Source organism: Paenibacillus sp. FSL R5-0473, assembly GCF_038004565.1.
Lineage (GTDB): Bacteria > Bacillota > Bacilli > Paenibacillales > Paenibacillaceae > Paenibacillus > Paenibacillus amylolyticus.
The window spans coordinates 1,897,058-1,913,375 of sequence record NZ_JBBORL010000001.1 but is presented as its reverse complement, the minus strand read 5'-3'; the positions used below and the strand labels follow the sequence as shown (position 1 = coordinate 1,913,375).

The 16,318-nt window shown below is 38.5% G+C and carries 12 protein-coding genes and 4 pseudogenes; 9 read left to right on the top strand and 7 right to left on the bottom strand.

The annotated features are described in order from the left end of the window. Positions 1-667 precede the first annotated feature (667 nt). The 3 genes from MKY28_RS08355 to MKY28_RS08345 form a co-directional block, all read right to left on the bottom strand. Positions 668-967 (bottom strand): hypothetical protein, encoded by a 300-nt coding sequence (locus MKY28_RS08355; RefSeq protein ID WP_340935608.1) that lies wholly within the window; start codon positions 965-967, stop codon positions 668-670. A 508-nt stretch (positions 968-1,475) separates the two neighbouring features. Continuing rightward, positions 1,476-2,150 (bottom strand): adenosine deaminase, encoded by a 675-nt coding sequence (locus MKY28_RS08350; protein ID WP_340386570.1) that lies wholly within the window; start codon positions 2,148-2,150, stop codon positions 1,476-1,478. Positions 2,151-3,622: 1,472 nt separating this feature from the next. Next, positions 3,623-4,642 carry a phosphotransferase enzyme family protein gene (locus tag MKY28_RS08345; RefSeq protein ID WP_047843405.1) on the bottom strand — a complete coding sequence of 340 codons (1,020 nt, stop codon included), beginning with the start codon at positions 4,640-4,642 and terminating at the stop codon, positions 3,623-3,625. A gap of 1,344 nt (positions 4,643-5,986) precedes the next feature. Between MKY28_RS08345 and MKY28_RS08340 the strand changes: the two are divergent. Then, positions 5,987-7,171 (top strand): annotated as a pseudogene (locus tag MKY28_RS08340) (tyrosine-type recombinase/integrase). Positions 7,172-7,715: 544 nt separating this feature from the next. On the opposite strand, the gene MKY28_RS08335 reads toward MKY28_RS08340, so the two are convergent. Continuing rightward, positions 7,716-7,949 (bottom strand): YolD-like family protein, encoded by a 234-nt coding sequence (locus MKY28_RS08335; RefSeq protein ID WP_340935606.1) that lies wholly within the window; start codon positions 7,947-7,949, stop codon positions 7,716-7,718. A 411-nt stretch (positions 7,950-8,360) separates the two neighbouring features. Between MKY28_RS08335 and MKY28_RS08330 the strand changes: the two genes are divergently transcribed. Next, positions 8,361-8,708, top strand: coding sequence for a hypothetical protein (locus MKY28_RS08330; RefSeq protein WP_340935605.1), 348 nt, complete (start codon positions 8,361-8,363; stop codon positions 8,706-8,708). A gap of 447 nt (positions 8,709-9,155) precedes the next feature. Here the strand turns inward: MKY28_RS08330 and MKY28_RS08325 are convergent, their stop codons facing one another. Further along, positions 9,156-10,169, bottom strand: coding sequence for a fibronectin type III domain-containing protein (locus MKY28_RS08325; protein WP_340935603.1), 1,014 nt, complete (start codon positions 10,167-10,169; stop codon positions 9,156-9,158). Positions 10,170-10,418: 249 nt separating this feature from the next. Between MKY28_RS08325 and MKY28_RS08320 the strand changes: the two are divergent. The 5 genes and pseudogenes from MKY28_RS08320 to MKY28_RS31700 form a co-directional block, all read left to right on the top strand. Further along, positions 10,419-11,091 (top strand): annotated as a pseudogene (locus MKY28_RS08320) (SOS response-associated peptidase). 151 nt (positions 11,092-11,242) lie between these two features. Further along, on the top strand, positions 11,243-12,022 hold the full coding sequence (locus MKY28_RS08315; RefSeq protein WP_340935599.1) for a bacterial surface protein: 780 nt from the start codon (positions 11,243-11,245) through the stop codon (positions 12,020-12,022). 300 nt (positions 12,023-12,322) lie between these two features. Continuing rightward, positions 12,323-12,649 (top strand): hypothetical protein, encoded by a 327-nt coding sequence (locus tag MKY28_RS08310; protein ID WP_179087839.1) that lies wholly within the window; start codon positions 12,323-12,325, stop codon positions 12,647-12,649. 334 nt (positions 12,650-12,983) lie between these two features. Further along, complete coding sequence (locus tag MKY28_RS08305; RefSeq protein WP_047843417.1) at positions 12,984-13,448, top strand: hypothetical protein; 465 nt, start codon at positions 12,984-12,986, stop codon at positions 13,446-13,448. 77 nt (positions 13,449-13,525) lie between these two features. Continuing rightward, positions 13,526-13,573: pseudogene (locus MKY28_RS31700) on the top strand (toxin-antitoxin system HicB family antitoxin); the annotation flags it as partial. Here the strand turns inward: MKY28_RS31700 and MKY28_RS31695 are convergent. Next, positions 13,569-13,622 (bottom strand): annotated as a pseudogene (locus MKY28_RS31695) (hypothetical protein); the annotation flags it as partial. The pseudogenes MKY28_RS31700 and MKY28_RS31695 sit on opposite strands and share 5 nt — an antisense overlap. A gap of 711 nt (positions 13,623-14,333) precedes the next feature. On the opposite strand from MKY28_RS31695, the gene MKY28_RS08300 reads away from it, so the two are divergent. Together MKY28_RS08300 and MKY28_RS08295 are read left to right on the top strand one after the other, a co-directional pair. Beyond that, a complete protein-coding gene (locus tag MKY28_RS08300) occupies positions 14,334-14,489 on the top strand; it encodes a hypothetical protein (protein ID WP_256719985.1) in 156 nt (51 codons plus the stop codon). Between the two features lie 127 nt (positions 14,490-14,616). Then, on the top strand, positions 14,617-14,913 hold the full coding sequence (locus MKY28_RS08295) for a tyrosine-type recombinase/integrase (protein WP_340935594.1): 297 nt from the start codon (positions 14,617-14,619) through the stop codon (positions 14,911-14,913). Positions 14,914-14,982: 69 nt separating this feature from the next. Here the strand turns inward: MKY28_RS08295 and glnA are convergent, their stop codons facing one another. Continuing rightward, positions 14,983-16,311, bottom strand: coding sequence for a type I glutamate--ammonia ligase (glnA, locus tag MKY28_RS08290; RefSeq protein ID WP_036613569.1), 1,329 nt, complete (start codon positions 16,309-16,311; stop codon positions 14,983-14,985). Positions 16,312-16,318: the final 7 nt, after the last annotated feature.

Genomic DNA, 16,318 nt, shown 5'->3' with positions numbered 1-16,318 from the left:
TGATTGTATATCTCAATGAAAACGGGCTTTATAGGAATAAATACAGAAACACACGGTCAAAATTGATCATAAGTTTTCATAAGTTGGGGGACGTTTGGGGGACGTCCCCCTAATCCTATATGAATCAAGCATACGGCTTTATTCAAAATAGAAATTGCTTATTTGGAACATATATGTAGAAGAAAAAACTGAGTCCCTGGGATAATCGCTTGGGCTCGATCAATTATAAACTTGCCTAAGCGATCTCTTCAAGCTTGATCCAACTATAATCCTCTTCACCTCTGACAAGCTTAATCCTTCTATTTAGCCTATCAATAGGAACTATGCGAATAGGTACTCACATAGTCTAGGCTAGAATAAAAGGCTGGGCAAGATCCAGCTCCTACTCAACAAACCGTATGTTAGATTTTCCCTTTACGGGTTTCCGATGTTCGTCATTCATGCGCATGCAGATTACAGTAACGTTTTTAATCCATATTGCCTGGCAATATACTTCACCTCGACCTGTGATCGCATCCAGCTTCTGGGTTGTCTATTCTTTATATACAAATCGATTTAATCGTTGCAGAATTTACCAGTACAGTCTAGCTAACTTCTACTGACTGAAGTTTATATATTAATAGTTTCTCCTTCCCTAAATCTTTGGATCGAGCCACGCTACATGTTCCTAAAATGTTCTCACCCGCATATTCGCCGGTTTGGAAATAGTGCCATCGTACAGGCTGCGGATGGTGGTTACATTTCTTTCAACGCTCGCTCGAATTCCTTGAGGAAGTTCAGTTCTCCTTGTTCCCCAATCTCTGTCAGCGGTCACTGTATCCACGACTTCTGCCACCCTATACGCTTTCACTCGTTTACACGCCTCGTACAGCACACCCCCGCGGAAGAATTTTTCATACATGACATGCCATTTGTGCTTGTGGTTCTCCTTTGCCGCATGAACTAGCTTTTCAAGTTGTTTAATCATTTTCTTGGTTGTTATGAGCACCTCGGACTCCCTACCTCAGACGTTTCAATTCGTCTTTTTGGAATTATAGATTGTCTCTTTACGGATTCCTAAAAAAACTGTGTGAAGGAGGGTCTGCCATGATCACTGCAGGATTTTTCATTCCATTCTGTTCCCCATTACGCCGAATTGTTATCCACTGCTGCTCCAAGTTCTGCATAGCTTTCTTAGCCTTCGTCCAGTTTCACAATACTCGTCAGCCTCTTTCCTCCCTTGCGAGGCCTTTTGGATAACGTGGCAGGATTTCTTCATGTTGCGGCCTGAATTGTTGCTCGTCCTGTCTCTGACGGGTACTATTGTCGATGTGCTCTTACACACAGACTTCGCCATATGCAAGCATCCTGGCTACCATTGCTCCTTGGTCGGACTTTCACCAACAAGATCATACGTGTATCTGGGCACACTAAAACAAAAAAAGCCGCTATAATAGCAACTTTAATGGGATATTTTCTATCCGACATAAATAGATTTAATATTCGTTCACTGGACCACAACCAAAAGGTTGGCAAGTCTGGATTGTCGATGCTGTTTCAATGAAACCTGTATAATCATGATATTTATAATAGTGATGGTCCTTCCTGATGAATAATGTCGCACTAAAATCACTATGCCTAACATCTCTAGTGTATGTTTTTGTTACCCAGTAGGCTCTAGGAGCATCCTTAGAAAGATAATAACCACCGATACTTACCAGTATACCTGCTATTTTTCCACCTACAGGTCCTCCAATAAAGGAAGCGAGTATACCTGCTATTGCAGAAGCAGTGGCATATATTATCTCAGTGGAATTTTCCACTTTGCCTTTATATACATAACCGTCCGCTAATGCTTGTGGCGAGAAACTGAGATCTTCGTGAATAGGTTTTATTTCGTTTGTAGCATAATTCACTTCGCCAGTTTGGAGATTTTCATACTTTACTTTAGTCTCATCAACTTTTGTAATTTTTAACTCATCTTTACTATTTAAATCTGTTGCAATATAATAGCTGTCATATTGAATTAATGTAGAACCGTCTTTAAAAGTGATGGAATTATCGGTTGTACTTTCGACTAGTTCTAAAAGGCTATTTTCCACTTGAAGTGCTGGTAAAGAATTTGCCTGATCTTGAGCGAATGCTGGAATTGAGATAGATGTAGAAAGCATGACTCCGGCTAAAATGTTTTAGCAATTTTCATTGTTTGTATCATTTTAGTCCTCCATTCAATTCTAATCTTTCTTTTTTCTAAAAAAATCGAATTTGATTACGTAATCAAACAAAGATGTAATCACAATAGCCCCAATTGGAATAAACAAATAAACCCAGAACGGATTATTTGGAGCTTCGCCAGGCGGAGAATCTGTTAAAATAAAGTAAAGAACAATGCAATAGATTATAGCCAATACAGTACCTGTTATGTTTCTATTTTTCATAGTTGCTCTCACCTCTTGTTCACAGAATCAAGTATTGTATTTCCAACTCAAAAATATTATGACATAAATTTGGTATAATTTCTCTTATATACCTTAAAGTTTTTAAATAATATTTATGATGATAGCTTTAACCAGTATAATTCCCTTTGCTCAACAGCTATTTTCAGTACTATATTTCGTTTTTAATATCTGACTCCCTATCTCAGCGTTTCAGTTGCTATATAATAATATGTAACTTCTCATGCGCTAGGATACTAAATGATATTTTCAGTTAAACGCACAATGATTAGACACATCTCTATTCCGACACTTGGTACAAGGTACAAGTTCTGGTCTCGAACTAAGGACATGAACTATAAAGCTAAAGTATGGTCAAATTCTCTGAAATGGGGTAGAATTGTTATAGTTACTTTCTCAGCGATAAAACAAATGTAGTAGACTAAACATAACTTTCGGAGCCAAATATGACTCCTGCACAAACGAGCCTTATATACAAAGGCTCGTTTTTTGATGTATCTTGTAAAATATCTTTTCTGTTACTAATTCGAAGATTTTCCTTTTTACATCTTTCAACAACAACATTTTACTGCTCTGTTCGATACTTTGATTAACTTGCGCTTACACCGCTGTAAGGCGGTTTTACATACACAAAAAAAGAAATAACGTTCTATACAGTACTCGTTCTCTCGAGATGTGCCATCATCTCTTATCAGAAGTTTTCCCATCATTCCTACAGTTACCCATTCTGGACGCTCCGTATAGGACGGATGCTTTCCATATAAAAGCTCGATCTTCCATAATGCCTCAACCGTATTTGGCATCTCGCTGACCTGAACATCCGGCGCAAACCATCAAGCCCCTAGAAAAGAAAAAAGACGACCCACCAATTCGAGTCGCCTTCATTCCAACTCAATGCCAGTTTAAAAAATCACGAAACGACCCAAACAGCTCCGTCAAAATACACCCCGAAAATGAAGGGGAACTAGAGAAGCTGAAGAACAATTGGATCGGACAAACTTCATGAATAAGCATAAATCTTCATAATAAACAGAAAAGAGCGCTAAGTACACAAGTAGATCTTATATAAACTCGAAGTCATAGCTCACGTTTTTAAAACTTGATGATACGAACAAACACTCTAAACAGCGACCTATTGTAAATCATCACCATAAGATATCATTATTTTAGCCCGGTATCGGTTAGTATTAATCCACATTTACAGGCTCGATCACTTCGAATAAAAATGGATTACCATTTAAATATTCTCTTATGTATGCTTGGGCATACTTTTGTTCAGCGATTAAACTGGTTGTTTCTCTTGGATCAGAGGAGTGATGGCAGGAGTTCTCGATTATGAACATGACAAAAAAACATTCCAGATCCCGAATATAGTCCGTTTCCAACTTCCTAATACTCTCATAACCTTGGATAAGCATCCATCGATGCTTTGGCCAAAGCTCCAATATGGTGCCTGCCATATCGTAGAGATAATATCCGTACCCACATCTTCCAAAATCAATCGGATAGGGTTGATTATCCTCAAATACCATATTACCGGTATGTAAATCAGCATGAATGAGCCCATAGTTATGTTCACTTGGATGCATCGTGGTAAGTTGGGATACAACCTTCTCAGCTGCATCTTGATAGAGCTTCCATCCCTCTTCGGATAAAAAACGCTCATAGTAACGTTCCAACTTAGCCATTTCACGTTTAAAACTTTCTACTCCCCAAGTAGGTCTTACAAAATCAGAAGGTGGATTGAAATCCTTTGCTGCTTCATGGAGCCTGCTCATCAATACACCCATATTATATGCTTGACTATCTGTAAATTCACCTGCTGCTTTTTCACCCTCTATCCATCGCATCATCGTTATATAAGGGCGCCTATATCCTGTCTCTGTTTCGATGTCCAATACATAAATACCATCACAATTTGCCATCCCTTCTGGTACTTTTAGATCTTTCGATTTGTTCAGTGCTTGTAACAGTAGGAGTTCCGAACGAATTTCCTCTCTGCTTAATCGGTCCGAATGAATGCGAAGTAAATAATTGTTATCTGTACTGGTTTCAATTTTATACGTGATCGTATCGGATAGTTGAATAAACTGGATGTTATCCCATTCTAAGTTATACTTTCGAATTGCAGATAAAGCGACTTTCCTTGCTCTGATTAATAACGCCCGCCGTTCTTCATCAGTATCAAATCTAAAAAAATCATTCATTTGTTATCCCCCCTGCAGTTTTTATGAAGTAAATCAACTACTTCTCTTATATGTTATTATAACGATAGTAAAAGCTTGAAAATATGTAATAAACAATTTAAACTATACTATACACAAAAAAGTCACATTAGGATTTCTTCCAATGCGACTTTTGTTAAGCTATTATTTTGTATAAACGATCTTTTTAATAGTATCGCTTGAAAGGAAAAATCGATCTGAAAGTTTCTCGATAGTGTCACCATCGAGAAACTTTCGCCGGATTTCATCATTTCTAAGATTATAATTTTTCTGCTGCCTGAATTTTCACCCCGATTTTTAACGCAAACCTTTTGATTTAGGGACGTAAACCAATCCACCGTTCATATACTTTTGTATTTCATTTAGTAATTCTTCCGGAAAGATGATGTCGGCATTTACATATCTCATGATAGCCGCTCCTTAAAATAGTTGAATTTTAAGGTAGCAAAGTCTACACTATAACAATTATCACTATCCGGATTTAAGCGGTTACTTATATTATTAGCTCTATACAAACAACCGCCGTTGTTCATAAAATAGACTTTGCATAGAACATATCTCGAACATTGTCATAGTGTCTCTCCTTCATAAATAACATTCAAACTATCTTCATCGGAAATAGAATGCTATCTCAATAGTAACATATTACTCCAAGTGGGCGAAGTGTCAACACTATACAATTAAGTCGTTTGAGCTAAACTGTCACATCTCATCTATTCCTTACGGACCATCAATATTAGACATTCCGCATGTATCGAGTACGTGAATACTTTAAGCTCCTTCCTGCAAACTCAGCGTTGCCGATGCGATATCCAGTTCAATTCTCTGCTTTATCACTAGCGATGATATGGTTCACCTCAGTTAATCTTAAACTAAACTGCCCGCCAGCTTAATGAATTAGAGCAGTGACAAGTAGTTAAATACTTATCTAATCGGTAATCAGATCATTTCCTTTTCGGCAATCGGTACAAGTTCTGGTCTCGTACCAAGGACAAGAACTTTAAAGCTAAAGTATGATCAAATCCTGTGAAATAGGGTAGAATTGTTTTAGTTACTTTTCCGCAAGAAACCTCTGCACTAATTTAAACATAGTTATTGGAGCCAAATATGACTCCTGCACAAACGAGCCTTAGTTACCGAAGGCTCGTTTTTTGATGATTTTTTTAAAATATCTTTTCCGACTTTAATTCGAAGCTCTTTCTCCTTTTTCATCTTTAACCCAGAATATTTCACTACTCTGCTCAAAATTGATTAACTTACGCTTATATTGCTGTGAGGCGGTTTTACATACAGAAAAAACTAACGTTCTAGTAAGGAGGAATGAAATTGGCAAGTTTTAAGAAATTAAAAAGTGGCTGGAGGTATCGGTTAAAATACACCGATCCGTTCACTCAACAACAAAAAGAGAAATCCGAAGCGGGTTTTCGAACTAAACCAGAGGCTGAATTAGCTGCTGCTGAATTTTTAAGGTAGCTAAAGCAAGGGTTCGAACAGAGCGACATTCCTTTGGTCGATTACATTCGAAATTGGATAAATAACTACAAAAAAGAAGTTGTACGAAAGAATACGATCAAACTACATGAAAACAACCTTAACACCCATATCAAACCTTATTTTAAGCGTCTGATGCTCAAAGATTTAAAACCAGATATGTATCAGGTCTTTTTAGACTCTCGATTTAAAAAGGGACTCAGCAAACGTACGGTTGAGATCATCAACTCTACTGTATACTCAGCCATGGAACATGCACTGATTCAAGGAAAAATATTACGCAATCTATGTAAAGGTTCAATTATTAAAGGAGCGCACAAAAAGAAGACGATCCAATTCATTGATTCAGAAGACATCCCCAAATTTCTTCATACGGCTCGAGGGTATGGGTACATTTATTGGATCTTCTTCAAATTGCTTATTGAAACGGGTTTACGAAAAGGTGAAGCTGCCGCTCTCAGGTGGTCGGATATCAATTTCTAAGAAAAGACGATCCGCGTGGATGAAACACTCGATTTTCAAGCCGCAGACGAGGATGAACTTTTCGGAGATACAAAAACCAAAAAATCTACACGCACCATTAGTGTAAGTAACGCCATCATAAATGATTTGAGGTACCATGCTTCATGGCAGAATCAAAATAAGATCAATTTAGGGGAGTCCATGTACAGACACGATTTAAATCTCGTCTTGTGCAGGAATGATGGTAGTCCGATGCCTAAATCTAGTCTTTTTAATGCTTCGAAGAGAATTTTGAGAAAAGCGGGTTTAAGTGAGGAATTAACGATCCATTCCTTGAGGCATACCTATGCCGTGATCATGCTTGAAGCTGGGGCTGACATAAAATTTGTACAAGAGCAACTCGAGCATGGCAGTGTGCAAATTACATCAGATGTGTATGCTCATATTTCCAAGAAGTTAGAAAAGCGTAACATTGATAAATATGAAGAGTACACTTCCCGTATTTTTGGATCAGAAAATCAAAAACCGGGGGACGTTTGGGGGGCGCAACCTCAATAGAAGTGCAATCTTCCCAAAACGTCCCCCGGTTCATTTCTTCAAAACCCCGTAGTTACAAGGTTTTTTCGATTAGTACAACGTAATATATTGATCGCGTTCCCATTGGTGGACTTGTGTGCGGTTTATGTTCCATGCTTTCAAAGTGGATCACCCACCATAATAAATCGGCTTAAAACAAGTATTATCAGTGATCAGCTTATCAGAACTAATCATAATTATTCAGACTTTTGTGGGCATTTTGTGGGCGCTTTTGTGGGCGCCCTTTTTTTCTTATTATAATGAAGAAACTCGTTTCAGATACTCACTTTGATTGCATTACTACTCTGACATTCAATGCAATAAATCTAGTCTATATAACGCTGGTTAAATCGAAAATCTCCTAATTAAATAATATGCTTATACAGATATTATAAAGTATAAGCTCTCAATTCCAAAGCGATACAATCTCATTAATTAATAGAGACAATTTCGGCTAAAGAAACCCAGCGGAACTCATCCTCTAACATCAACTTTATTTCACACCTTGCAGAGTTTAATCCCACAACTACTCTGATATCGGCTCCTCGAAGAAAGGGTTAAATAATATCAAATCAACCGTACTACTTCTATTATAAGAGTCAACAAGTACTTCACTGATTCGCTGCATTTCCTGATCGTCCAAATTTGGCTTGCCACGTCTCTTCTGTTGCTCACACTGAGCCAACCATGCCTCTCTGTGTTCAGGCATAATCATCCTGGATGTCTCATACAACCCGTCATCCTTTAGTCTGCTACGCATGACAAGCCCCCTTAATATTGAGTCCAATAGTCAATGTTCCCAGATGGTGGTGTTTGGTCTACCTTAGGACGTTCTCCCTCACGTTCCCATCCTTCCAGTATCAATATGTTAGCCGTGTCAGACCTACCTTCCCAATGTATGTATTCCGCAGCAATGACATCTGGTTTATGCTTACCCGTTTTGACTGTAAGTTCGTGGATAGTAGGAAACCTACGCCGTCCACCTTTGTAGTTATATAAGATCCGAAGGACCTTCCTTTGATAATCCGTTAACATGTAAACCACCTCTCCATTATTATATAAGAACATACGTTCTTTTATCAATAAAAAGACATTGCCATTTATTTTTATAGTCTAGTCCAGAATTTTATAGTAAAATCGAACTGAAAAAGTAAAAATATGGAGGGGTATTATGGGAGCAAAGAACCAAGTTATTGCTGGTGATTACAAAGGAAAGTATTTAACACTGATGTTCGGATCAGTCAGCTTATCAACCGGATTCTTTTCTTCAATTAATCTAGATAAAACTACTGTTGAAGAATACGAAGTGATGGATGCAACACGAAGTAAAAATGCTGTGAGTGCTGTTGGAAGAGGTTTTGTTGGAAGTTTAATTCTAGGACCTGTTGGTCTACTTGCTGGGCTTTCAGCAAAAGAAAAAAGCACTCACACAATTGCCTTACAATTTAATGACGGGAAGAAAAGTTTAATTGAAGTTGACGACAATATATATAAAGCCATCATGAAGAAGCTCTTCTAAAGATACAATAGATCTACATAAAATCGGAAACGAGGTGTTTATCCTAGTTAAGATTGAACACTCCAAAGAGATGGAAGATTATTAAATAACTTAGCTAGTGAAATTGAAATCCTTTATAACATACCAGACCTCAAGGGTTCTGTAGCTCAGATTAAATGGGCACGAGATATCAGGATCAAATTTTTAAATCAAGTCCACGACAAAGATGAAAACTTAGAGACTTTGTTGCCACTCCAAAAAAAGACTTCTGCATCGTGGTGGATTAATAACAAAGATTTAACTTTAGAACAGTTAATTAAAAAATCAGCATTACCTTAGGTCAACTACCCCAGCTGGCTAGACAGGCAACAGGACAAATACGCCTGTGTTTCACTATATATCATATGATAAGAAATAACGCAAAAAGGCTCCGCAATTCAACCGCGGTAGCCTTAGTTAACAACTTTTTTAGAATTCGCTTACTTCAAACGTCAAGACACGATCAAATAGGATGTAATCCTTGCGACTTTTGAATGGTCCCTTGTTATTATCGTGCTTGTTAATTGCATAAGATGCCTTTCCACTTCCCGATTGTTTTAATTCGTACCAGTCGATGAAGCCATTAACTTCTTTCATACTCAGATCGAACTCTTTTTCCAAGCCAGTTGTCATTGTTACAACTAAGATCGCGCGATTACCCGCTGGTTCTTGTGGTTCAACTACCTGCGCTTGAGGAGTTGCTGAAGCTTCATTGGAATATTCGGACTCAACTCCATTTACAATAGAATTCACTACAAAATAGTATTTCGTCCCATTAATGAGCCCTGGTACGATAAAATTCCCATATACATCTTTTGTAGCTGTAACAGTTTCAGTGTATTTACCTGGGTCAGTGCCATATCTAATAGTGTATTTATCTGCACCTTCAACTTGCTCCCATGATAGAGCAACCTGACTGTCACCTGGTACAGCTTTCAGGTACAAAGGTTCATTCTCTCCTACTAATCTTCCGTTATCATCAATATCAATGGCATCAAGCGAAAATGTATTACTTGTACTCGTCGTCGTTAACTTCACTTCATGAACACCAAGGGGTAAATTTAAAGATTCAAAAACCAGAGCTTGATATAAATTTACTGAATTATTTGGATTGTATGTAGAAATCTTCCCATCTATTTCAATAGTTACGTTGTTCACTCTGTTGTTCCAGTAGACATCAATAATTCGCAACTTAGTTCCATAAAATTTAAACTTAATTGCGTTTGATGTTGCGCCGGATAATTTATTGAAATGACCTGATCCCCCGTAAGTATTTACATCATCGGTCACATGACTCCATCCAACACCTTCATATTTAATGAACGGGTCCATATCATCATACCTTTTCCAGCCTTCGTCTGGAGATGTTAAACTTTCACCAATTGATGCTGCATTCACATTATGGTTTAAAACTATACCAGTTATAAAAAAATAAAACTGCAAACAAAAAACTTATCTTTTTCAAAAACGTTACCTTCATGAATATTCCCCCTGAAATAGTTATCTGAACAGATTAAAAGATACAATGCGCTTCTATATCATGTCTAAACATAAACTTGCTGATCTATAAAAATCATCTAATTTATTGCATTTTTATTTTATATTGGATGCGCATCTCCACAAATTACCCGTTTCTATCCTTAAAGATTTGAGTAAAATTACATAGTATAGAGTCTCAAATGAGGCATTATCCTGTGTGGTAGATTCACAATCTCAGATCCCATAGACGCGATAATGGACAGATAGTATGCATCTATAGCTGATGGCTTTGACTACAAGCCTAATTACAATGCAGCGCCTATGCAAGTACATTCCTACAATTATTGGCAGCATAGACGGTAATCGATTGGGTACTTTCCGATGGGGACTAGTTCCTTCATGGGCCAAAAACGACAAGTTCGGTAATAAGATGATTAATGCCCGGGCTGAGACATTGAATGAAAAGGCATCCTTTAAAAGGTTGATCAGTTCAAAGCGTTGTATCATTCCGACAAATGGATTTTACGAGTGGAAGAAAGAAGAATCGGCAAAGCGTCCAATGCGCATTTTGATGAAGGATGACCGCTTGTTCTCGCTTGCTGGCCTGTACGATACCTGGACAGATCCGGATGGAAACAAATTGAGTACGTACACCATTATTACAACGGAACCAAATGGTCTTATGGAGGATATCCATAATCGTATGCCGATCACCTTGCGATCTGAGGATGAGGCTGAGTGGCTCGGAAGAGATAATGATGATGTTCAGTCACTACTTGGTCTGCTTAAGCCATATCAAGCTTCAGAAATGCGAGCGTACGAGGTGCCGAAGGAAGTCGGCAATGTGCGGAATAACAGTGAAGGGCTGTTAAAAGAGATAGGATAGAAAGTTATCAGCTTTATCGACTTAGAGAGGTCGTTAAAGCTCTTTTTATTATATCTAACACTTACTTGAATATATAGACATAATTGTTTATACATGGTTCTCTCGAAAAAGTATTATCATTTATGCAAATACATTCTGAAGGAGAATAAACATGAAGAAAAAAATAGTTTTACCGATCTTATTATCATTCATTTTAGTTTTAAGTTTTGGGACAAGTGTTTTCGCTGCTAATCTTGGACAGTCTTTAAAGTCTCCAGAAGCTGGATGGAACAGATTCGACGATGACAACAGTAAGTTTATCTACACTGGTGAATGGGAAACTAGCAATAGCGGCAGTGTCGCATGGTATGGTGGCGGAGTAAAATATATTACAAAATCAAGCGACAACGATTCAGTTAGATTTAATTTTCAAGGCACAAAGTTAAGAGTCATTGCACAGACTCATATAAGCAGAACAGATAAGGTTCAAGTGAAAATTGATAATGAAATCATTGATACATATAGTATCAATAATTCAGCTTCTACAGACCAATCTTTAATTTTTGAAAAAGTGGGTCTAACAGACTCAGTGCATAATGTAGAATTAATAAACTTAAATCCACAAGCTGATTTCATTTTTGATGCCATCGACGTTGATGGAGAACTTCTAGATCCCACCACATCTACTCCTAATCCAGAACCTCAACCAGCGGGAGACCGCGCTATATTAACAGTATCAATGATAGGTGGTTTAGAAAAAGAATACGACCTTCCAATGAGTGATGTAAATGCATTCCTCAACTGGTACGATGCTCGTGATGTAGGAACTGGCCTAGCTAAATTTGGTATCAACAAATACAGCAACAACAAAGGTCCATTCAGCAAGCGTACAGATTACGTGATATTTGATAAAATTTTGACGTTTGAAGTGAGTGAGTATACAAGCAACTAAAACGAAAGAGCAGTGAGGTTATCCCTCCTGCTCTATTGTTGTAGCCTAAGCCATATTCAATGATGTATCCTTGATCATCTAAATCATGCCAGACGAATACCCGGACCTTAATTAAGGCTGCCGTGAGGTAATCCATATCTGTTTGTAGTACCCGATATCTATTCATTCTTCCACATCCATACATTTTTATAGAAAAATATACCTAGGTCTGATAGACTGTTTTCTTTTGTTAATTATTACTAAATCAGGAGGAAGAAGATTGAAATTAAAGAAGGTCCAGCTCAAAATGTATTTCAGTATATGACTACAGATTACATACGCATCACTAGTTCAGTAAACAAAGTAGACGAATCGTTACGGGATGTAATGATGATTGGACAAGGAAATGGTACTCTGTCCTCTGGAGCAGATATTATTATAAGTATTGGATTGGTTATATTGGCAACCAACGCTGACATACCTACATCAGCCGTAGGCGATATTATGAAAAATTTGGGAGTCATCGATGAAGGTGTAGATTGGACAACAATTGATGAATCCACAGAGGTTAATGGCGTTCGTTATACTCTTACCGGTTCTGATGTTCTTGGAATCATGTTTAGCGCTAGTGACGCAAATGATAAGTAATCTATAAAGGAGACTATTATGAAAAGATTACTAGCTCTACTCCGTGCCATATCAATGTACTGAATATATTTGAATAAACAAAGGTGGCAGGTTATCCCTGTCGCCTTTTCTTTTGTTATTAATAGAGTTCTTAATTACTGAAAATTTCCAATATAGTATTCACAGAACTAATATTTTACATGTTAAGCATTTACAATATTAAATTATATATGGTATATTTAACCATGGTTGGCCAACCGTCATATGTGAGAGGCTATTCGACATCTAAGTTCAAATAATCACACAAACCAGAATCTCTATTTTATTGGTTCTAGTATATTTAGGAGGTTTGAATATGAAAAGATTAAGAAAATTCTCTATTTCTGTTATGGCAACTGCTTGTTTATTAGCATTCGGTTCCGGCTCTGCATTCGCTAAAACTGGTTGGGCTGATTCCTTTGAGACAGCAGAAGTGATGTACTCAAGTGTTAACCAGTCTTCCGGATTTAGCGCAACACAGTATTTAGATAGCATGAGTGATAACGATTATTATGTTGTAGACAACACAAATGGATCTTCTGTTGTCACATTTAGTGTTATTGCTACCCCACCACCTAATTTCGATATTATTATGGGTATTATTAAAAAGGATGCTAGCGGTGCGATACTGTCCATTCAAATGGATAACTGGAATGGACCAGGATACGCTGAGGCAGTTGGTATGAGCGCTAAACCTGGTGAGAAGGTTTACTTCAGAATTATGGATAATGGTATCAACAACTACAACCAACCTTATACAATTCAATTCACTAAAAACTGATAATTAGTTTTATCAAAAAGCTCCCCCGCTTAATCTGCAGGGGAGCCATTTTATTTATAGTACTTTGACGACAGGATGAGTACAATGGGAAGTTTAACCTACGCGTTCCAAAGAGTCTCCACGAATCTGGAGTTCTCTCATTAAGCGACGTACCTTTTTGTGATTCACCTCGAGGCCTTTCTTTTACTGACGCGGTTCGCATACGTTTGTAGCCGAAATAAGGACGAAGCCGATGAATGCCTAAAATATGTGCTTTTAGATCCGCATCCCGATCCGCTCGTTTCTCTCTGAGGATGATATTCTTCTTCCATTTGTAGTAACCCGTACGAGAAATTTCAGCAGTTTTACACAACCAAACCACAGATGCCCACTTACTTATTTCTCGAACGGACTGGCACAGGGCTTCGAAATCCAGCTTCCCTCTCCGTGCAAATTTGGATTGAGCTTTTTTAGATATTCTACCTGCGCTTTCAGATAAGCATTTTCTTCTTCTGCACTGCTAAAATGCTTCTTCGTCCAACGTCCTCGTTAATCCTCAAAACTCTCTCCATTTTGGCTTTTCCGTACCCAAGTAATAATCTGGCCATCACTCTAAATACCAAACTTCTCCATGATCCGACTGTATGTCTAACCCTCTTCCAATCGCAGACGAACAACTTCTTTCTTCGTTTCTTCACTATATTGATTAAAAGTTTGGCTCGCTGGCATAACAAAAATCCCCTCCTGTTTTCAGTGTTGAGTTCATTTTAACATGATCTCTTTTTTCACTGTCTACCTTGAGGGGATAATACCATTGATTCGGAGGACATTGCTATTTTTCTACATGCAGCTAGAGGATATGGATATATCTATTGAATTTTCTTTAAGCTTCTTCTTGAAACAGGTATGAGAAAAGGTGAAGCAGCTGCTTTAAAATGGTCTGATATTAACTTCAAAGAAAAAAAGATACACATTGATGAAACGCTTGATTTTCAGGCAGAAAATGATGATGAGCTATTTGGAGATACCAAACCTTCAGATCCACGCGCACAATTACTGTAAGCGCTAGCTTAATCAATGATTTGAGATATCACGCCACTTAGCAAAACCAAAAAATAAAATTAACCTAGGAGAATCCATGTAAAGGCATGATCAAAATTTAGTGTTGTGTCGAAACGACGGAAACCACATGCCAAAGTCTACCCTCTTCAATGCTTTCCAGAGGATTATAAAGCGTGCAGAGTTAAATGAAGATCTTGAAATCCATTCTCTTCCACACACCTATGCTGTACCCATGCTTGAAGCCGGTGAAGACATAAAATTTGTTCAAGAACAGCTTGGTCATGGAAGTGTGCAGATCACCTCTGATATATATGCTCACATCTCCAAAAAGTTAGAGCAACGCAATATTGATCAGTATACCGCCAACATTGTTGGATCAGAAAATCAAAAACCGAGGGACGTTTGGGGGACGCAACCTCAATAGAAGTGCAATTCCCTCAAAACGTCCCCCGGTTCATTCCTTCAAAACCCCGTAGTTACAAGGTTTTTTCGATTAGTACAACGTAATATATTGATCGCGTTCCCATTGGTGGACTTGTGTACGGTACATATCCCACTCAATTTCTTTCAGCTCATAGAAGTGAGCCAAGGCGTGGTCGCCGAGAGCATCACAGATGACTTCGCTGCGGATCAATTCATTCAATGCTTCTTTCAGGTCAGCTGGCAAGCTTGGAATGCCTTCTTCCACACGCTCTTCTTCTGACATGATGTAGATGTTACGGTCAATTGGAGTTGGTAAGGAAAGCTCACGTTTGATTCCGTCCAGACCTGCTTTCAACAGAACAGACAAAGCCAGGTAAGGGTTAGCAGCCGGATCCGGGTTACGAACCTCAACACGTGTACTCAGACCACGGGAAGCTGGAATACGAATCATTGGGCTACGGTTACTAGCAGACCATGCTACATAACAAGGTGCTTCATAACCTGGTACAAGACGTTTGTATGAGTTCACAGTTGGGTTAGTAATTGCTGCAAACGCACGTGCGTGCTTCAGAGTTCCAGCCATGAAGTGACGAGCAGTTTTGCTCAGACCCAACTCGTCCGACTCATCAACAAATGCGTTCTCATTGCCTTTGAACAAGGATTGGTTACAGTGCATACCAGATCCGTTCATACCAAACAGTGGTTTCGGCATGAATGTAGCATGTAAACCATGCTGACGTGCAATCGTTTTAACAACGAGTTTGAACGTTTGGATCTGGTCAGCAGCTTTCAGAGCATCAGCATATTTGAAGTCGATCTCATGCTGACCTGGAGCTACCTCATGGTGGGAAGCTTCGATCTCAAAGCCCATTTCTTCAAGTGTGATAACGATGTCACGACGACAGTTTTCACCAAGATCCGTAGGCGCAAGGTCGAAATAACCACCTTGGTCATTCAGTTCGTTAGTCGGGTTTCCTTTTTCGTCTGTTTTGAACAAGAAGAACTCGGGTTCAGGACCAACGTTGAAGGAAGTGAATCCCATATCTTGGGCTTCCTTCAGGTTACGTTTCAAGATACCACGTGGATCTCCTGGGAACGGATTACCATCCGGAAGATATACGTCGCAAATCAGACGTGCAACACGGTTCTCTGCAACCCATGGGAAAATAAGCCAAGAATCTAGATCTGGATAGAGGTACATGTCGGACTCTTCAATACGTACATAACCTTCAATGGAAGATCCATCGAACATCATCTTGTTATCCAGAGCCTTAGTCAACTGACTCACAGGAATCTCAACGTTTTTGATAGCTCCAAGCAAATCAGTAAATTGCAATCGAATGAATCGTACGTTTTCTTCTTTCGAAATGCGGAGAATGTCTTCTTTTGTATAACTCACTATAACC